Origin of the sequence: Mycolicibacterium boenickei, from assembly GCF_010731295.1 — a bacterium.
Classification (GTDB): domain Bacteria; phylum Actinomycetota; class Actinomycetes; order Mycobacteriales; family Mycobacteriaceae; genus Mycobacterium; species Mycobacterium boenickei.
The window spans coordinates 2249751-2267158 of the sequence record NZ_AP022579.1 but is presented as its reverse complement, the minus strand read 5'-3'; the positions used below and the strand labels follow the sequence as shown (position 1 = coordinate 2267158).

Here is a 17408-nt window from a genome sequence, read left to right as displayed (position 1 = left end):
CCTACACCTTCTTGGGGGAAAAGAATTTGGCGACCGCGCGTGCTCCGACGTTGAGCAGGGCGACCAGCAGGATCAGCGTCAGGGCCGCACCCCAGAGCCGGTCGGTGGGCACCGGATTGGCGCCTGCACCCGCCGAGATCTGGTCGTACATCATGCCCGGCAGTGATCCCATGAAGCCGCCGAACATGTCGAAGTTCATGGCCTGCGCGTAGCCGACAAGGATCAGCAGCGGTGCGGTCTCACCCATCACGCGGGCCAGCGCGAGCATGATGCCGGTGACGATGCCCGACAGCGCCGTCGGGATCACGATGCGCACGATGGTCTTCCATTTGGGCACGCCCAGTGCGTAACTCGCCTCCCGCAAGTCCATCGGGACGATGCGCAGCATCTCCTCCGTGGCGCGCACGATCACCGGGATCATCAACAGCACCAACGCGAGTGACACCGCGAACCCGGACCGGCCGAACCCGAGCGTGGCCACCCACAGTGCGTAGATGAACAGCGCGGCGACGATCGAGGGCACGCCGGTGAGGATGTCCACCATGAAGGTGGTGATCTTGCCCAGCCGCGTTCCGCCGCCGTACTCGACCAGGTACACACCCACCATGACGCCGATCGGAATCGAGATCAGCGAGCACACCAGGCCTTGCAGCAGGGTGCCGATGATCGCGTGGTAGGCACCGCCGCCTGCGGTGAACGTCGTCATGCCCGCCTGGGAGTTGGTGAACCACGTGGGTGAGCTCAATGCGGCCCATCCCCGGACGATCACCGAATACAGCACCCACACCAGCGGGATCAGGGCGACCAGCAACGACAGGGTCACCAGCACCGTGGCGAAGTGGTTGGTCAGCTTGCGGCGCAGGCTCACGCCCTGGAACGCGGGCGCCTTGACCGGCCGCTCGAGCGTGGAGGTCATCTGTGTTGTCTCCTCTTCGCGCAAGCGCTCATCAGCGTCCCTTTCCGGCGACCGCGGCGCGCGCCAGCGAGTTCACCACGAAGGTGAGGATGAACAGCACCAGGCCGGCGGCAATGTAGGCGCCCGCCTTGTACTGGTCGTTGAATTCGCTTGCGGTGGCCGCGATCTTGCTGGCGAAGGTGTAGCCGCCGTCGAACAGCGTCCAACTGAACGCGGTCTGGGTGCCACGCAGGATGATCAGCAGTGCGATGGTCTCGCCGAGCGCGCGCCCCAGGCCGAGCATGGCGCCGCTGATATATCCGGACAGTCCGAAGGGCAGCACCGTCGTGCGCACCACTTCCCAGCGGGTGGCGCCGAGCGCGAGTGCGGCCTCGATCTGGCCGCGCGGAGTCTGGGTGAAGACCTCGCGGGTCACCGCGGTGATGATCGGCAGGATCATCACCGCCAACACGATGCCCGCGGTGAAGATCGTGCCGCCGCCGGCCACCGACGCGTTGCCGGTCTTGAACAGGAACAACCAGTCCAAGTGCGTATTGAGCCACACCGCAAAGGGTTTGATGGCCGGCGCGAGCACATACAGGCCCCACACGCCGTAGACGATCGACGGCACAGCGGCCAGCAGGTCCACCAGATAGGCCAGCGGACCGGCCAACCGCCGCGATGAGTACTGGGTCAGGTAGATCGCGATACCCAGCGCCACCGGCATCGCCAGCAGCAGCGCGAACACCGAGACGAACACGGTCACCTGCAGCAGCTCGAAGATGCCGAAGTGCATCGCCGAGGTGTCGGTGGTGATCCAGTTGCCGCCGTAGAGGAAGAAGTTCTCCTCGTTGCGGGTCAGCGCGGGAATCGCCCGCCAGAGCAGGAACACCCCGATCGCCGCGATGAGCGCGACGATGAGGATGCCCGAACCCTCTGCGAGCCAGCGGAAAATCCGGTCGCCGAGGCGAACCTTGGCTCCCTTGGACGGATCGGTGGAGATGGGTGCCGGTTCGGGGTGAGGGGACGCGAGCGTCTCCCCCGACCCCGAATCAGCTGGATTCGGCGTTGTCACTGTTGTCCCGTCAGGGCCCCTGTTGGTCATATGGTCGGAAAACCCATCCTCGCCCAGATCCGTCCTCTAACGCCAGCCGGGCTACTAAGCGATGGCCTCGACGGAGGTCAGCAGGCGCTGCTTGAACTCGTCGGGGAGCGCGATGTATCCGGCCTGCGACAGGCTGGCCTGGCCCTCGTTGGCGGCCACGGTCAGGAAGGACTTGACGGCCGCCGCGGTGTCGGCGTCGTAACCCTTGGAGCAAACAATCTCGTAGGTGGCCAGCACCAGCGGGTAGACGCCGGCCTCCTTCGAGGCGTACAGCGCGTTCAGGTCGATGATCAAGTCCTTGCCGTCGCCCTTGAACTTGGCGGCGCCGACGGCCTTGGTGGTCGACTGGTCGTCCAGCGCGACCGCGCCGGCACCGCTGTCGATCTGGGCGTAGGGCAGACCGGCCGCGGCGGCCGGGCTCTTCTCGACGTAGCCGATCGAGCCCGGGGTGGCCTGGACGGCCTGCACGACACCGGAGGACTTCTGCGCGCCCTCACCGGCGCCGCCCTGGAACTCCTTGCCCGCACCCTTGGTCCAGGTCTGCGGTGCGGCCGCGGCGAGGTACTTCTGGAAGTTGTCGGTGGTGCCCGAGGAATCCGACCGGTAGATCGGCTTGATGTCCAGGTCAGGCAGGGTGGCGCCGGCGTTGAGCGCTGCGATCGCCGGATCGTTCCACTTCTTGATCTCGCCCTGGAAGATCTTGGCGAGCACGTCGGGGTTCACCACGAGCTTGTCGACGCCCTCGACGTTGTAAGCCAGTGCGACGGGGCCGAACACCAGCGGCAGGTTCCAGGCCTCGTTGCCGCCGCAGCGGTCGGCGGCCTTCTTGACCTGGTCGTCCTTGAGCGCCGAGTCGGAACCGGCGAAGTCGACCTGCTTGGCGATGAACTGGTCGACACCCGCGCCCGAACCGGTCGGGTTGTAGGAGAGGTTCTTGCCGGAGCAGACCTGGCCCCAGACCTTGTTGAACTCGGCAATGGCATTCTGCTGCGCCGTCGAACCCTCGGCCGTCACCGCGTTCTTGCCCGCGCACTCGGCGGACGCGGACGAGTTGCCGCCCGCGGCCGGGGAGCTGGTGCTGCCGGCGTTGTTGTCGCTGCCACACGCGGTCAGCGTGAGTGCCGCAATCGCCGTCGCGGACAGCGCGACACCGAACGGCTTGCCAATGCTGAAGAGCTTCACTTGTCCTACTTTCCGTTGACGGCTTCAAACTCTCCGGCAACGTATTAGGCCCCAGTGGACGGCTCGCGGACAGCAGGTGAATCGGCAGTGAATAGGTTCAGCGTGTTCACAGCTAAACGGGTTAACCGGCGGCGTACGCCACGTCGACGCCGAACACCTCGAAACCCAAGTTTCGGTAGGTCGCCACGGCCGCCGAGTTATCTGCCTCGACGTAAAGTAGCACCGTCCGCAGGGACCGCTGCGCGAGGTGGTGCAGCCCCAGCAGAGTGAGCACCGAACCCAGTCCCCGTCCCTGTGCCGACGGGTCGACGCCGACGATGTAGACCTCGCCGAGCTCGGGGTTGTGCACTTTGGTCCAGTGGAACCCCAGCAGGGCCCCGGTGTGTTCGTCGAACGCCTCGAAAAGCCCCTCGGGTTCGAACCACGGCTCGCTGCGCCGCTCTTCGATGTCCTGTTCGGTCCAGCCGCCCTGTTCGGGGTGCCAGGAGAACGCGGCGTTGTTGACCCGCAGGATCTCGGCATCGTCTCCCGGTCCGGCATAGGTGCCGATCCGCACGCCCTCGGCGGTGCGCAGCGGCGGCAGATCGGTCAGCGGGCGACGCATCTGCAGCAGTTCGCGGACCGATTTGAGGTCCAGTGCGGCCGCCAGCGCACGAGCCGCCTCGAGGTCGCCGTGTGCCCAGATGCGCGTGTCCGCTGCGCCCTCGGCGAGCCCGGCCCGAGCCAGCGCCGCACCGACGCCGCGCCGTCTGGCCTGCGGATGGACCACCAGCTCGGCCATCGCCGGGTCCGCCTCGCCGGCCGGGGCCAGATTCAGGTACCCGACGAGGTCTGCGCCGTCGGTGGCCAGCAGGTGGCGGGTGCGGTCATGGCCGAGCTCGCGCAGCACCTGGTCGCCCACCGGGGCGACGCCGTCGGCCGCGGCGGCTGCGGCGACGAGTGCACGGATTTCGGCCCGCTCGGCCTCAGACAGCCCGGTCCGCCAGTTGAGTTCGGTCACTGGCTGGGCAACCGCCCCGCCAACGGCTCGTCCGCGTCGTCGGTTGCCGGGTCGAAGTCGTCGTCACCGGAGTCGTCGGGCGCGGCGTCGCCTGCACCGGCCGCCTCGCCCGCGGGAGTGCGGCCCCGGGACGGGCGCACGGCCTTGTATCCGACGTTGCGGACGGTGCCGATCAGCGATTCGTACTCGGGGCCGAGTTTGGCGCGCAGACGACGGACGTGCACGTCCACCGTGCGAGTACCGCCGAAGAAGTCATAGCCCCACACCTCCTGCAGCAGCTGCGCCCGGGTGAAGACCCGTCCGGCATGCTGGGCGAGGTATTTGAGCAGCTCGAACTCTTTGTAGGTGAGATCGAGCGGACGGCCGCGCAGGCGTGCGGTGTAGGTGCCTTCGTCGATCGCGAGCTCACCGAGGGTGATCTTGCCGACGTTCTCCTGGTTGGCGCCGCCTCCGCGCCGGCCGACCAGGAGCCGCAGCCGGGCGTCGATCTCGGCCGGTCCGGTGCCCGGCAGCAGGATCTCGTCCAGGCCCCACTCATGGTTGACCGCCACCAACCCGCCCTCGTTGATCACCGCCACGACCGGGACAGACGTGCCCGTCGTCCCCAGCAGCCGGCACAGGCCGCGAGCGGCCGCGAGATCGGTACGGGCGTCGACGATCGCCACGTCGGCACTGCCCGCTTCCAGCAGCGAGGACACCTCTGTCGGTGCTGTGCGCACGGTGTGGGCAAGCAGGGTCAGAGAGGGCAGGACCGCCTCGGGGTGCGGGTCGACGGTCAGTAGCAGTAGATCCAACAGGTCCTCCGGCGCGCCGGCAATCACTTCCCACGATCGCCCGGACCCCGATGTCCACACGGTCGGATTCATGACTGACATGTAGCCGTTACCGGCCTTTAGTGAACTAACGATAACGCCTCACCTGCTGATTAGCCGCGCCGAGCGCTTCGATCCGGCGGCTGTGGGCGACAATGTGCCGGTGCGCAAACTGCTGATCGGGCTCGCCGCTACCCTGACCGCGCTCGTCGTCGGGGTTGTCGGCACCGATTTCGGTTCGGCGATCTATGCCGAGTACCGCCTCGCCCGCAACATCCGCACCGCGGCCGGGCTGAACTGGGACCCCTGGGTGGCCATCCTCGGCTTTCCGTTCCTGACCCAGGTCCGCAACGATCGCTACCGGGAGATCGAGATCCGGGCCGCGGGCGTCGACCATCCCGTGGTGGGCAAGGCCTCGCTGGAGGCCACCCTGCACGGCATCGACATCACCGACTCGTCGTGGCTGATCCCACCGGACGCGAAACTGCCGGTCAGGAAGACCGAGAGCCGCATCATCATCGACTCCACCCACATCGGCAGGTTCATGGGCATCGACGACCTGCTGGTCGAGGCCCCCTCGCGGGAAACCAACGACGCCACCGGGGGCACCACCGAGTCCGGCATCTCCAGCAGTCAGGGGCTGGTGTTCACCGGGACCCCCAAGAAATCGGGGCTGGACAAGCGGGTCAGCGTCTCGGTCGACCTGTCCTTCGCCGACGGCGACGACACCACCCTGGTGCTGACCGCGACCGGGATCCTGACCGGCCCGGGTACCGCCGACGAGCCCGTTCCCGAGGACAAGACCGCGGCGGTCCTGTCGGAGTTCAGCCACAAGATCAGCGGTCAGAAGCTGCCGTTCGGGATCGCCCCGACCACTGCGGGTGCCCGGGGCTCCGATGTGATCATCGAGGGGATCGCCTCGGGAGTAACCATCGACCTGGCGGGGTTCAGACAATCATGAGCTCTTCGATGGTGCTGGTGGTCGTGGTGCTGATCGCCGCACTCGGGGTGGCCTACGTGATCGGCCGCCTGATCACGCTGCGCGCCGGCATGATCAGGGCGGGTGAAGAGGCCGCCGACGTCGACACGAGCGATCTCGGGCTCTCGCACACGGGTCCGACCGTGCTGCATTTCTCGGCCGAATGGTGCGGCCCGTGCGCCGGGGTACGACGCGTCGTCGACCAGGTCTGTGCCCAGCTACCCGAAGTCGCCCACGTGGAAATCGACATGGACGCCAATCCCGAAGCCGCCAGGCGGCTTTCGGTCCTGTCGCTGCCCACCACCATCATCTTCGACCGTGACGGGCGGCCCCGGTACCGCACCAGCGGCGTTCCCAAGGCCGCTGACCTGCGCTCGGCGCTGGAACCACTGTTGGCCTGACCCCGCGGTTATTGGGTAAGCTGTCGCTCGTGTCAGCCCGCCTTGAGCTTGTGCTCACCAAGCGCCGCGCAGTCGATCTGTGCCGCGTCGCGGGTTGCTGCTGTTGTTGTTGCTGTTGAGGGCAGCCGCGCGCTTTCGCGCGCCCGCTCAGGCCTCGTGCCTGGGCCTGCACACCATCAGACCTTCTACAACAACAGGAGTTCGTTCTCATGTCATCGACATCAACCCAGCCCATCGCTGACGGCCGGCCTGCCCAGGTCGACGTGCGGGGGCCGCGGTTCGCCGCCTGGGTCACCACCGCGGTACTGATCGTCACCCTGCTGGTCGCCGGGGTGAGTGAGCTCGCGGCCGCGGTGCTGCTGGGTGCCCAGGCCGTGGTGTTCGCCATCGGTGCGGTCGGCGGTCCGCGGCGGCACCCGTACGGCCGGCTGTTCGCCACTTTCGTGGCGCCGCGCCTGGCACCGGTCACCGAGCGTGAGCCGGTGCCACCGCTGAAGTTCGCCCAGTTGGTCGGCTTCGTGTTCGCGGTCGTGGGTACCGCGGGGTTCGCCTTCGGTATCACCGCCCTCGGCCTGACCGCCACCGCTTTCGCGTTGGTGGCAGCCTTTCTCAACGCCGCCTTCGGCATCTGCCTGGGTTGCCAGATCTACCCGCTGGTGGCGCGGTTCCGCCGCACCCCCAGTCCCGCATGACACCCGCCTGACCACTCAAATCTGAAGCAACCGAAAGGAATTCGTACATGGCACGTTCCGACGTCCTGGTCTCGACCGAATGGGCCGGGAACAACCTCGATACCCCTGGCGTGGTGTTCGTCGAGGTCGACGAGAACACCAGCGCCTACGACGACGAGGGTCACATCCCCGGCGCCGTCAAACTGGACTGGAAAGACGATCTGCAGGACGCCGTCAAGCGTGACTTCGTCGACCAGCAGCAATTCTCGAAGCTGTTGAGCGACAAGGGCATCAGCAACGACGACACGGTGATCCTGTACGGCGGCAACAACAACTGGTTCGCGGCATACGCCTACTGGTACTTCAAGCTGTACGGCCACGCCGACGTCAAGCTGCTCGACGGCGGCCGCAAGCGCTGGGAGCTCGACGCCCGCCCGCTGGTCAAGGACGCCGTCAGCCGCCCGGCCACCTCCTACACCGCGCAGCCCTTGGACAACAACATCCGGGCCTACCGCGACGAGGTCATCGCGGCGATCGGCACGAAGAACCTGGTCGACGTGCGTTCGCCTGACGAGTTCTCCGGCAAGATCCTGGCTCCTGCGCACCTGCCGCAGGAGCAGAGCCAGCGGCCGGGGCATATCCCCGGCGCCATCAACGTTCCGTGGAGCAAGGCAGCCAACGAGGACGGCACCTTCAAGTCCGACGAGGATCTGGCCAAGCTGTATGCCGCGGCCGGCCTGGACGGCGAGAAGGAAACCATCGCCTACTGCCGGATCGGTGAGCGTTCGTCGCACACCTGGTTCGTGCTGCAGGAGCTGCTGGGACACCAGAACGTCAAGAACTACGACGGCAGTTGGACGGAATACGGCTCCCTGGTGGGCGCCCCGATCGAGTTGGGAAGTTGATATGTGCTCTGCACCCAAGCAAGGACTGACGTTGCCGGCCGGCGTCGACCTGGAGAAGGAAACCGTCATCACCGGTCGTGTGGTTGACGGCTCCGGCCAGGCTGTCGGCGGCGCCTTCGTGCGCCTGCTGGACTCCAGCGATGAGTTCACCGCTGAGGTCGTGGCGTCGGCAACCGGTGATTTCCGGTTCTTCGCCGCCCCGGGCACCTGGACGCTGCGCGCCCTGTCCCCCGCGGGCAACGGCGACGCCAGCGTGGCCCCGACCGGTGCGGGCATCCACGAGGTCGACGTCAAGGTCGCCTAGGACCGTCAGCTCGAACGTGGGCTTGTGTACGAGGATTCGCACGTATCTCGCACACAAGCCCACGTTCGGCGTGTATAGGGGCGTCCCGACCCGGGGCGCCGACACCTTCGACAAGGAACTAGACTCACTCCCGTGGTGCTCTTCTTCGAGATAATGCTCGTCGCGGCCGTCGTGGTCATCACGTGGTTCGCGTTGTACGCGCTGTACCGCCTCGTCACCGACGAGTCGTGACCTCCGACCGAGACATTCCAGCCGAGGCCTCCGTCCCGGAGCCGGGCTCAGGCGACCGAGCCATTGCGGCCGCCGCCGAACGGGCCAAGGCCACGGCCACCCGTAACATTCCGGTCTTCGATGACCTCCCGGTTCCCGCCGATACCGCCAATCTGCGCGACGGCGTCGAACTCAACGATGCGTTGTTGGCGCTCTTGCCGTTGGTCGGCGTCTGGCGCGGTGAGGGCGAAGGTCGCGACACCCATGGCGACTACCGGTTCGGCCAGCAGATCGTGGTCTCCCACGACGGCGGCGATTACCTGAACTGGGATTCGCGGTCCTGGCGGTTGACCGCGACCGGTGAATACGACTCTCCGGGCCTGCGTGAAACCGGTTACTGGCGATTCGTGACCGATCCCGAGGATCCCGCGGGGCGCGACGAGTCACAGGCCATCGAACTGCTGCTGGCCCACTCGGCCGGCTACGTCGAACTGTTCTACGGCAAGCCCCTCACCCAGGCCTCCTGGGAGCTGGTCACCGATGCTCTGGCCCGCAGCAAGTCCGGATTGCTCGTCGGCGGCGCCAAGCGGCTCTACGGCATCGTCGAAGGCGGCGACCTGGGCTACGTGGAGGAACGGGTAGACGCCGACGGCGGGTTGGTACCGCACCTGTCGGCCCGGCTGTCACGGTTCGTCGGCTGATGCGCCGGCCACTCCTCGCGGCAGGCCTGCTTGCCGCAGCAGCACTCCTCGGCGCATGTTCGTCGGAGGGCCCGCAGCCGGCCCCCACTTCACCGCCGCCCGAGCACGGCACCTACGCGCACTGCCTGTCCGAGCACGGTGTCCCGCAAGCGCCCGGGCCGGTCGCCGGTCCGCCGTCCGGGGTCGACGACCAGACGTGGCAGGACGCCACCAAGGCATGTTCGACGTTGGCGCCCGGCCCCAGCAGCTAGCGCGCACCACGGCGCCTCCCACAGCGGACACATAGCCCGCGGATAACTGGTGCTCAGCGGGGCCTCATACGGTCATCGCCATGAAACAGACATTTCTGCGAACCACCTTTTGCGGACTGGCCGCCTTCGCTGTGATCGGCTCGGCCGCTGCCTGTTCGTCGGCTGAGTCGGCCGAGTCGGCCGACTCGTCGACCCCGTCCGCATCCATGTCGGCGTCGTCGGCGCCCGAGTCGTCGTCGGGCGCACCGATCACCCCGGATGCGTTCGGAGAGTGCATGCAGGAGCACGGAATTCCGGCGCCACCCGAAGGAGCACCCGGTGCGCCCGGCGGACCGGAACATCCCGGTGCGCCCGGCGGACCGGAACATCCCGGCGCGCCCGGGCACCGTCCGGACGGCCCTCCGCCCGGCGACGGAGCGGCGCCTCCCCCTCCGCCCGGGGTCGACCAGGCCAAGTGGGAAGGCGCCATGCAGGCCTGCCAGTCACTGGCGCCACAAGCGCCGCAACGGTAAACAGCAGTAACGGATTTGGCCGGCCCCAGATATGGGCAGCCCCCGAGCCTTGGTACCTGGTTGGACAGACCGGGGGCTCGGGGGCCGGGTGGCTGCGGGGAATTCGCCAGCGCGCGCAGGCAATACCCCGGCGCTGCTAGCGGGCAGCCACCTCACATGTCCATAAGTCACTCACTTTGACGGACCACCTCCTTCCCTGTGTGCCCACGAAGCTACCCCCGTCCGCGCACCTCGACAAGCGATTTATTCGCAGGTCAGCGATCGCTGACGATCGCGGCGTCGACCAGGCCGGAGACGTCGGCGGCCAGCGGCGCATCGGGCAGCGGCTGCCCGTCCAGAGTATGCACGCGGGCCGCGAGAGTGATGCTGGAGACCAGCCAAACCCCTTGCGCGGTAAGCAGATCCGATGGCTTGAGGGCGCGGAAGTCGCAGTCGTAGCCCTTGTTGCGAGCCACCTCGAACAGAGCCTGCTGAGTGGTGCCGCGCAGGATCGGATACCACGGCGGCGGCGTGAGCAGCAGCGGTTGCCCGTCCTCGCCTTCGGTCGCGATCACCACCGTGGACCGCGGCCCCTCCAGCAGATAGCCATCGGAACTGACGAAGATCACGTCGCCCGCGCCGTTGCGCTCGGCATGTCGCAGCGCGGCCATGTTCACCGCATAGGACAGGGTCTTGGCGCCTGCCACCAGCCACGGCATGTCGCTGGCGTTGAGGGGCAGCCCGCGCTCCAGCGTGATCGCCGCGAGCCCGTCCCGGCGCACCCCGGCCACCCGGTCGGCGAGCGCGCCGATGGTGGCGAAGGCCGTCGTGGGCCCGCCGCTCTCCCGCCCACGGCTGTACACCAGGCGCAGCACCCCGTCGCCGTCGTTGTCGGCCGTCCAGCGCTCAACCCCCAGCGTCACCGCCGACCGCCAGGCGTCCAGATCCGGCTCGGGCAGATCCAGCATCTTGGCGGACTGGGTCAACCGCCCCAGGTGCGCCTCAAACAGGCAAGGTCCGCCGTCACGCACCAGCAGCGTCTCGAAGACTCCGTCTCCGCGCACGGCGGCCAGGTCGTCGGCATGCAGCAGCGGGACGTTGGGGTCGTGGATCTGCCCGTCGAGGGTGACCAGGACGGCTGGTTGGCTTGCCATGGGGCCAAAGCGTAGACCCGTACAGTTGGCCTATGACTGCACTACCGTCAGCGGTCCCGGCGCCCGAGGCTGGTCCCGACGCCGGCGCCGTCTGGCATTACGGTGATCCGCTCGGTGAACAGCGCGCCGCCGCGAGTGCCGCGGTCTTGGTGGACCGATCGCACCGCGCGGTCCTGACCCTGACCGGCAAGGACCGGCAGACGTGGCTGCACAGCATCTCCAGCCAGCACGTGAGTGCACTGCCGGACGGTGCGGTGACCGAGAACCTGAGCCTGGATCTGCAGGGCCGTGTCGAAGATCACTGGATCCAGACCGAGCTCGACGGCACCACGTACCTGGACACCGAGCCGTGGCGGGGCGAACCGCTGTTGGCGTACCTGCGCAAGATGGTGTTCTGGGCCGACGTCCAGATCGAGCCTGCCGACATGGCGGTGCTGTCCCTTCTCGGGCCCGGGCTGGCCGATGAGCGCGTACTCGCGGCCCTGGGTGTCGAGGAGCTGCCGCAGGAGGCGACGGCGGTGGCCCTGCCCGGCGGCGGGTTCCTGCGCCGGTTGCCCGCCCCCGGCATCGAATTGGACCTGGTGGTGCCGCGCGCGTCGACCGCCGAGCACGCCCGGCGGCTCACCGAAGCCGGTGTCCAGCCGGCCGGTGTGTGGGCCTACGAGGCGCACCGGGTGGCGGCCGGGCGACCTCGGCTGGGTGTGGACACCGATGAGCGGACCATCCCACACGAGGTGGGCTGGATCGGTGGCCCCGGTGTCGGGGCGGTCCACCTCGACAAGGGCTGCTATCGCGGGCAGGAGACCGTCGCCCGCGTGCACAACCTGGGTAAACCACCCCGGATGCTGGTGATCCTGCAGCTCGACGGCTCTGCCGACCGGCCGGTGACGGGCGACGCGGTGACCGCGGGCGGGCGCAATGTCGGCCGGATCGGCACGGTCGTCGAACACGCCGACGAGGGTCCGATCGCGTTGGCGCTGCTCAAACGGGGCTTGCCGGCCGACACCGAGCTGATCGCCGGGGCCGAGGCCCAGGCACCCGCCGTGATCGACCCGGATTCCATGCCGGAGGCGGATGCCACCGCAGGGGCCGGGCGCGCGGCTGTCGAACGCCTCCGGGGCCGTTAGGCCGTAGAACTGGGCTCGAGCACGTAAACTCACTCGGTCACCGACGACGTGACGACCGTCTCTGCGCGGAATCCGCGATCCTGGGGACGGTCGTGCTGTCGTGCAACGAAGCACGACGGCCCGGGCCCCAGCCGCGCACCGTGAGGCAGGGCCTGACAGCACTTCGCGGGCGGGCACGGTAAAGTGTTGGCAGGACAATAAAGACACACAGATCGGAGCCGCCTAGCAATTGGGCCGCTCCGTTATTGCGCGAGGGGGTCCCCCCATGGGCCGCGGCCGGGCGAAGGCAAAGCAGACCAAGGTGGCACGTGAGTTGAAGTACAGCTCACCGAACACCGACTTCAGTCAGCTCCAACGTGAGCTGTCGGGATCTCCCGATTCCGGTGACGTCAATGACGACGCCGATGAATGGTCGGGTGAGGATGACTGGCGGCGCTGAGCCGCCTGCATCCCGTCCCAGAACTTAGACACGGGTCGCGCTGGTTGCGCATGACGCTTACCAGCGCGACCTTGTCTACTGTCTAGAACCGCGGATGCTGTCCGACCAGCTGGGCGCGCACACTGTCCTTGCCGCCCTTCTTGACGGTTCCCAGCGTCCAGCAGTCCAGGTGCCGTGCGGTCAGGATGGCCAGCGCGCGATCGGTGTCCTCCGGGGCCACGACCGCGACCATCCCGACGCCCATGTTGAACGTCTTCTCCATCTCGGCGCGCTCGATGCGTCCGCGCTGGGCGATCATCTGGAACACGGGTGCCGGGGTCCACGTGCCGCGGTCGAGTTCTGCGGTCAGTCCGTGGGGCACCACGCGCTCCAAGTTGCCCGCCAGGCCGCCACCGGTGACGTGGCAGAAGGTGCGCACCTGTGTCTCGGCGGCCAGCGCCAGGCAGTCCTTGGCGTAGATGCGGGTCGGCTCCAGGAGTTCCTCGCCGAGCGTGCGGCCGAATTCCTCGACGTGGCCGGCCAGGTTCATCCGGTCGATCTCCAGCAGCACCTTGCGGGCCAGCGAGTAGCCGTTGGAGTGCAGTCCGCTGGACTTCATGGCGATGATCACGTCGCCGGGGCGGACCCGGTCGGGCCCGAGCACATCGTCGGCCTCGACGATGCCGACGCCGGTCGCGGAGATGTCGTAGTGGTCGGGTTCCATCAGGCCCGGGTGTTCGGCAGTCTCGCCGCCCAGCAACGCGCAGCCGGCCTGGACACAGCCTTCGGCGATGCCGGACACGATCGCGCTGACCCGCTCGGGGACGGTGCGCCCGACGGCGATGTAGTCCTGCAGGAACAACGGCTCGGCGCCGCACACCACGAGGTCGTCGACCACCATCGCGACCAGGTCGAGCCCGACTGTGTCGTGCTTGTCCATGGCCTGCGCGACGGCGAGCTTGGTGCCCACGCCGTCGGTCGAGGCGGCGAGCACCGGCTCGCGGTATCCGCCGCGTAAGGCGAACAACCCGGCAAAGCCGCCCAGGCCGCCCCGGACCTCCGGTCGGGTCGCCTTGGCGGCGAGGGGTTTGAAGAGTTCGACAGCGCGGTCACCGGCTTCGATATCGACCCCGGCTGACGCGTACGAAATGCTGTTGTGTTCGGCGATGCCGTGCTGTTCGGCGCCCTTAGTCATCGCAAGCTAGGCTACCGCCCCGCTGTTGCGGGGGTACAGCGCAGGAGGTGTTAAGGACCCCTCAAGGGCGCCGATGCCAGGACCTCAGGGCCTGCGCAGTGCCGATGCGTTGTCGTTGTCGGCCTGCAGCGGGACGCCGGTGCGGGCCGCGGTGGCCAGCATGTGCTCGATGACGTTCTTGCCGAGCGCGGTCTCGCCGGGCAGTTCGATCGGGTAGTTCCCGTCGAAACAGGCCGAACACAGCCGGGTCGGCGGTTGTTCGGTGGCCGCGATCATGCCCTGCTGGGAGATGTAGCCCAGGCTGTCGGCGCCGATGGCGTGCCGCACCGCCTCCAGCATCTCGCCCGGGTGCTCGGCGGATGCGGCGTTGGCGATGAGCTCGGCCGGGGTGGCGAAGTCGATGCCGTAGAAGCAGGGCCATTTCACCGGCGGCGAGGCGATCCGGACGTGCACCTCCAGCGCCCCGGCTTCGCGCAGCATGCGGACCAGGGCGCGCTGGGTGTTGCCGCGCACGATCGAGTCGTCGACGACGATCAGCCGCTTACCGCGGATCACCTCGCGCAGCGGGTTGAGCTTGAGCCGGATACCGAGCTGACGGATGGTCTGCGAGGGCTGGATGAAGGTGCGGCCCACGTAGGCGTTCTTCATCAGGCCCTGGCCGAACGGGATGCCGGATTCCTGGGCGTAACCGACCGCGGCCGGCGTTCCGGACTCCGGGACACCGATCACCAGATCGGCGTCGATCGGGTGCTCGCGAGCCAGCCGGCGGCCGATGTCGACGCGGGTGGCGTGCACCGAGCGGCCCACCAGCGTGCTGTCCGGACGGGCCAGATAGACGTATTCGAAGACGCAGCCCTTGGGCTCGGGGTTGGCGAATCGGGTGGAGCGCACGCCGTCGGCATCGATGGCCAGCAGTTCACCGGGTTCGATGTCGCGGACGAACGAGGCGCCGACGATGTCGAGCGCGGCGGTCTCCGAGGCCACCACCCAGCCCCGGTCGAGCCGGCCGAGGGCCAGCGGGCGCACCCCGTGCGGGTCGCGCGCGGCGTACAGGGTGTTCTCGTCCATGAAGGTCAGGCAGAACGCGCCGCGCACCTTCGGCAGCAGTTCAAGGGCGGCCTGCTCCAGCGTGGCGTCGGCCGCGCCGTGCGCCAGCAGCGCACCGAGAATGTCGGAGTCCGTTGTAGCGGTGACAGTGGCCGTCGACCCCTTCATGTCGATCAGTCCGGCTTCGCGGGCCTGGGCGGCCAGTTCGGCGGTGTTGACGAGGTTGCCGTTGTGGCCGAGCGCGACGCCCGTCCCCGCGGCGGTGTTCCGGAACACCGGCTGGGCGTTCTCCCAGGTGGTGGAGCCGGTCGTGGAGTAGCGGCAGTGGCCGACGGCGACGTGGCCCGGCATCGCGGCCAGGGTCTGCTCGTCGAACACCTGGCTGACCAGGCCGAGATCTTTGAACACCAGAATCTGCGAGCCGTCGGACACGGCGATGCCCGCGGCTTCCTGGCCGCGGTGCTGCAGCGCGTACAGGCCGTAATAGGTGAGCTTTGCGACGTCTTCACCCGGGGCCCAGACCCCGAATACGCCGCATTCCTCGCGCGGTTCGTTCTCGTCGTCGAGCTGCTGGCCAGTCACGATAGGGCTGCTCCCGGGGCGGGCGGTTTGGTGACGTAACTGAGTCTACGGTCAAGTCGCCCGTAGGACGGAATCCGATCCCGTGTCCGGGAAGGAATCGGGCCGCCTGGGCGGCAAAGGACCGGGTTTCGAATCCGAAAGGCCCAGGCGAACTTCCGCCGACCGCTCGGCAAACGACCGGCGGGCATCACAGTTCGGTCAGATCGTGAGAAAGATCGCACTCTGGGGCCGGCAGCGAACGGAGCGCGAATGTCAGGAGCCCATGGCGTGGGCCATCGCGACCACGACCGGCCCGAGCAGCGGCAGCGCCACATTGGAGAAGGCGTAGACGATCGTGTAGGCCATCAGCGGCGTGGCGTTGCCCGCGGCCTGCTGGACCGCGGTGACGCCCGGCGTCGAGCACTGCTGGCCGGTGATGGCGCCGAGCGTGAGCGGCGCCGGCAGTCGCATGACCTTCCAGGCCACAAACAGCGACACGAACGCCGGGATCGCGGTCATCGCGACACCCGCGATGGGCAGACCGATCCCGAACTGCTTGACCAGCGCCACGGCTTGCGGCCCCGAGGACAGTCCGACTGCGCAGATGAACACGGCCAGGCCCAGCGTCTTGATGACATCGGCGGCGCCCGGGTCGTACTGCCCGAACGTGGGTCGCTTGGACCGGATCCAGCCGAACAACAGGCCCGTCAGCAGGCATCCGCCGCCGGTGCCGAGAGTGAGCGGGATGTTCCCGATCTGCCAGACCAGGCCGCCGATCAGGAAGCCCGCGACGATGCCGACCGAGATGAAGACGAGGTCGATCTTGACCGTCGGGTCGAGCCGGAACCCGACCCGGCCGATCACGCGGTCGAGGTCGCGGGAGGCGCCGACGAGGCGCACGACGTCGCCGTGCTGGATCACGGTCCCGTCGTTGACCGGAAGATCCTGGTCGCCGCGGGTCACGCGCTGCAGGAACACCCCACGCCGGTCTTTCACGCTGACCTCGCGCTTGAACTCGCCCAGCGTCGTGGTCCGGTACTCCTGCGAGGTGAAGACCACCTCTGCGATGTCGATGTCCATCGTGATGTCGTCGCCTGCCACCTCCTCGCCGATGCTGTCCCGCACGAGCACGACGTTGTCGCGCAGGCCGACGACGAGAACTTCGTCGCCTTCGGCGAGTTCGAGGTCGGGGTGGACGTCCAGCGACCGGCCCGCCCTGGAGATGCGCTCGATGGCCGTCGCGTCGCCGAGCCCGTTCTGGACGCTCTCGACCGTCTGGCCGGCTGCCGTCTCGACCCGGTAGACACGGCCGACGATGCGCGGCGCTGCGGGGGTGGCACTGTCCTCGTCGGCTCCTCCGCCGAGCTTCTTCCACAGCTTGGCCGCCTCGTCACGCAGGGAGACCCGCATGATCAGCGGAAAGATCTGACTGGAGAGCAGCACGATCGTGATGAGCCCGCAGATGTACGAGATCGAGTACGCGGTGCCGACGTTGGCCTGCAGCGTCTCGATCTCGGCGTCCGACAGCGGCAGCCTCGCGATGGCGTCGGTGGCCGTACCCACCACCGCGGACTCGGTGGCCCCACCGGCGAGCAGCCCGGCCGCGGTACCGATGTCCAGCCGCATGATGAGGATCGCGACGGCGGTGATGCCCAGGACCGACGCGATCTCGATGACGGTGAAGGCGGCGTACTTCAGGCTCTGGCGGTTGAGGCTGCCGACGAAGGTCGGCCCGGAGATGTATCCGAGCGTGAAGATGAACAAGGCGAACGCGATGGTCTTGACTTCGTCGTTCAGCTTGATGTCGCCGAGCATGCCGACCAGGATCGCGACGACGAGCGTGCCGGCCACACCGCCGAGCGAGATCTTCCAGACGCGCACCTTGCCGACCGCGAAACCGAGTGCGAGGCACAGGAAGAGCGCCATCTCGGGGGTCGATTCCAGCGCGTCGACGAGGCGGTCGGTCAGCGTCATCTCCGGACCGCCCTCAGGGTTTCGC

The 17408-nt window shown here is 68.0% G+C and carries 20 protein-coding genes; 11 read left to right on the top strand and 9 right to left on the bottom strand.

Annotated features, from left to right (window positions below; all coding sequences use genetic code 11):
• Position 1: 1 nt before the first annotated feature.
• The 5 genes from pstA to G6N57_RS10665 all read right to left on the bottom strand — a co-directional run bounded on the left by pstA (position 2) and on the right by G6N57_RS10665 (position 4976).
• The gene (pstA, locus tag G6N57_RS10685) at positions 2 to 916 is read right to left on the bottom strand and encodes a phosphate ABC transporter permease PstA (protein WP_077740390.1); all 915 of its coding nucleotides are present in this window, start codon (positions 914 to 916) and stop codon (positions 2 to 4) included.
• 31 nt (positions 917 to 947) lie between these two features.
• Positions 948 to 2000: a phosphate ABC transporter permease subunit PstC gene (pstC, locus tag G6N57_RS10680; RefSeq protein ID WP_077740389.1), complete on the bottom strand. Its 1053-nt coding sequence runs from the start codon at positions 1998 to 2000 to the stop codon at positions 948 to 950.
• Between the two features lie 54 nt (positions 2001 to 2054).
• Entirely contained in the window at positions 2055 to 3182 is a 1128-nt protein-coding gene (pstS, locus tag G6N57_RS10675; RefSeq protein ID WP_077740388.1) for a phosphate ABC transporter substrate-binding protein PstS, read from the bottom strand.
• Positions 3183 to 3303: 121 nt separating this feature from the next.
• Positions 3304 to 4182 carry a mycothiol synthase gene (mshD, locus tag G6N57_RS10670; protein ID WP_097925811.1) on the bottom strand — a complete coding sequence of 293 codons (879 nt, stop codon included), beginning with the start codon at positions 4180 to 4182 and terminating at the stop codon, positions 3304 to 3306.
• A complete protein-coding gene (locus G6N57_RS10665) occupies positions 4179 to 4976 on the bottom strand; it encodes a winged helix-turn-helix transcriptional regulator (RefSeq protein WP_077741885.1) in 798 nt (265 codons plus the stop codon). The genes mshD and G6N57_RS10665 overlap by 4 nt, the downstream gene beginning before the upstream one ends.
• Before the next feature lie 163 nt (positions 4977 to 5139).
• Between G6N57_RS10665 and lmeA the strand changes: the two genes are divergently transcribed.
• The 9 genes from lmeA (at position 5140) to G6N57_RS10625 (ending at position 9928) form a co-directional block, all read left to right on the top strand.
• On the top strand, positions 5140 to 5955 hold the full coding sequence (gene lmeA, locus G6N57_RS10660) for a mannan chain length control protein LmeA (RefSeq protein WP_077740386.1): 816 nt from the start codon (positions 5140 to 5142) through the stop codon (positions 5953 to 5955).
• Positions 5952 to 6374 carry a thioredoxin family protein gene (locus G6N57_RS10655; protein WP_077740385.1) on the top strand — a complete coding sequence of 141 codons (423 nt, stop codon included), beginning with the start codon at positions 5952 to 5954 and terminating at the stop codon, positions 6372 to 6374. Before lmeA ends, G6N57_RS10655 begins: the two co-directional genes overlap by 4 nt.
• A 29-nt stretch (positions 6375 to 6403) precedes the next feature.
• A complete protein-coding gene (locus tag G6N57_RS32295) occupies positions 6404 to 6493 on the top strand; it encodes an Ms5788A family Cys-rich leader peptide (protein ID WP_350222965.1) in 90 nt (29 codons plus the stop codon).
• A 90-nt stretch (positions 6494 to 6583) separates the two neighbouring features.
• Positions 6584 to 7066, top strand: coding sequence for a DUF4395 domain-containing protein (locus G6N57_RS10650; protein ID WP_065457720.1), 483 nt, complete (start codon positions 6584 to 6586; stop codon positions 7064 to 7066).
• Between the two features lie 47 nt (positions 7067 to 7113).
• Complete coding sequence (locus G6N57_RS10645; RefSeq protein ID WP_065457719.1) at positions 7114 to 7950, top strand: sulfurtransferase; 837 nt, start codon at positions 7114 to 7116, stop codon at positions 7948 to 7950.
• Position 7951: 1 nt separating this feature from the next.
• Positions 7952 to 8254, top strand: a complete 303-nt coding sequence (locus G6N57_RS10640; RefSeq protein ID WP_003884652.1) for a DUF1416 domain-containing protein — start codon at positions 7952 to 7954, stop codon at positions 8252 to 8254.
• A gap of 227 nt (positions 8255 to 8481) precedes the next feature.
• Positions 8482 to 9165: a heme-binding beta-barrel domain-containing protein gene (locus tag G6N57_RS10635; protein WP_077740384.1), complete on the top strand. Its 684-nt coding sequence runs from the start codon at positions 8482 to 8484 to the stop codon at positions 9163 to 9165.
• The gene (locus G6N57_RS10630; protein WP_077740383.1) at positions 9165 to 9416 is read left to right on the top strand and encodes a hypothetical protein; all 252 of its coding nucleotides are present in this window, start codon (positions 9165 to 9167) and stop codon (positions 9414 to 9416) included. Before G6N57_RS10635 ends, G6N57_RS10630 begins: the two co-directional genes overlap by 1 nt.
• Before the next feature lie 80 nt (positions 9417 to 9496).
• Entirely contained in the window at positions 9497 to 9928 is a 432-nt protein-coding gene (locus tag G6N57_RS10625; protein WP_077740382.1) for a hypothetical protein, read from the top strand.
• A 254-nt stretch (positions 9929 to 10182) separates the two neighbouring features.
• Here G6N57_RS10625 and G6N57_RS10620 read toward each other — a convergent pair whose 3' ends face one another.
• Positions 10183 to 11061, bottom strand: coding sequence for an aminodeoxychorismate lyase (locus G6N57_RS10620; RefSeq protein WP_097925809.1), 879 nt, complete (start codon positions 11059 to 11061; stop codon positions 10183 to 10185).
• Between the two features lie 32 nt (positions 11062 to 11093).
• Here G6N57_RS10620 and ygfZ point away from each other — a divergent pair, with 32 nt between their 5' ends.
• Together ygfZ and G6N57_RS10610 are read left to right on the top strand one after the other, a co-directional pair.
• Complete coding sequence (ygfZ, locus tag G6N57_RS10615; protein ID WP_077740381.1) at positions 11094 to 12188, top strand: CAF17-like 4Fe-4S cluster assembly/insertion protein YgfZ; 1095 nt, start codon at positions 11094 to 11096, stop codon at positions 12186 to 12188.
• 265 nt (positions 12189 to 12453) lie between these two features.
• Positions 12454 to 12627 carry a DUF3073 domain-containing protein gene (locus tag G6N57_RS10610; RefSeq protein WP_019342977.1) on the top strand — a complete coding sequence of 58 codons (174 nt, stop codon included), beginning with the start codon at positions 12454 to 12456 and terminating at the stop codon, positions 12625 to 12627.
• Positions 12628 to 12709: 82 nt separating this feature from the next.
• Here the strand turns inward: G6N57_RS10610 and purM are convergent, their stop codons facing one another.
• The 3 genes from purM to aspT all read right to left on the bottom strand — a co-directional run bounded on the left by purM (position 12710) and on the right by aspT (position 17383).
• Positions 12710 to 13801, bottom strand: coding sequence for a phosphoribosylformylglycinamidine cyclo-ligase (gene purM, locus G6N57_RS10605; protein ID WP_077740380.1), 1092 nt, complete (start codon positions 13799 to 13801; stop codon positions 12710 to 12712).
• Positions 13802 to 13885: 84 nt separating this feature from the next.
• On the bottom strand, positions 13886 to 15430 hold the full coding sequence (purF, locus tag G6N57_RS10600) for an amidophosphoribosyltransferase (protein WP_077740379.1): 1545 nt from the start codon (positions 15428 to 15430) through the stop codon (positions 13886 to 13888).
• A gap of 252 nt (positions 15431 to 15682) precedes the next feature.
• A complete protein-coding gene (aspT, locus tag G6N57_RS10595) occupies positions 15683 to 17383 on the bottom strand; it encodes an aspartate-alanine antiporter (RefSeq protein WP_077740378.1) in 1701 nt (566 codons plus the stop codon).
• Positions 17384 to 17408 lie beyond the last annotated feature (25 nt).

Bases quoted from the DNA above. Each gene is read 5' to 3' on its own strand.
- G6N57_RS10650 (WP_065457720.1), top strand. From the start codon at position 6,584: ATGTCATCGACATCAACCCAGCCCATCGCTGACGGCCGGCCTGCCCAG.
- purM (WP_077740380.1), bottom strand. From the start codon at position 13,801: ATGACTAAGGGCGCCGAACAGCACGGCATCGCCGAACACAACAGCATT.
- G6N57_RS10630 (WP_077740383.1), top strand. From the start codon at position 9,165: ATGCGCCGGCCACTCCTCGCGGCAGGCCTGCTTGCCGCAGCAGCACTC.
- G6N57_RS10610 (WP_019342977.1), top strand. From the start codon at position 12,454: ATGGGCCGCGGCCGGGCGAAGGCAAAGCAGACCAAGGTGGCACGTGAG.
- G6N57_RS10645 (WP_065457719.1), top strand. From the start codon at position 7,114: ATGGCACGTTCCGACGTCCTGGTCTCGACCGAATGGGCCGGGAACAAC.
- G6N57_RS10655 (WP_077740385.1), top strand. From the start codon at position 5,952: ATGAGCTCTTCGATGGTGCTGGTGGTCGTGGTGCTGATCGCCGCACTC.
- G6N57_RS10625 (WP_077740382.1), top strand. From the start codon at position 9,497: ATGAAACAGACATTTCTGCGAACCACCTTTTGCGGACTGGCCGCCTTC.
- G6N57_RS10640 (WP_003884652.1), top strand. From the start codon at position 7,952: ATGTGCTCTGCACCCAAGCAAGGACTGACGTTGCCGGCCGGCGTCGAC.
- pstA (WP_077740390.1), bottom strand. From the start codon at position 916: ATGACCTCCACGCTCGAGCGGCCGGTCAAGGCGCCCGCGTTCCAGGGC.
- pstC (WP_077740389.1), bottom strand. From the start codon at position 2,000: ATGACCAACAGGGGCCCTGACGGGACAACAGTGACAACGCCGAATCCA.
- ygfZ (WP_077740381.1), top strand. From the start codon at position 11,094: ATGACTGCACTACCGTCAGCGGTCCCGGCGCCCGAGGCTGGTCCCGAC.
- aspT (WP_077740378.1), bottom strand. From the start codon at position 17,383: ATGACGCTGACCGACCGCCTCGTCGACGCGCTGGAATCGACCCCCGAG.
- G6N57_RS10620 (WP_097925809.1), bottom strand. From the start codon at position 11,061: ATGGCAAGCCAACCAGCCGTCCTGGTCACCCTCGACGGGCAGATCCAC.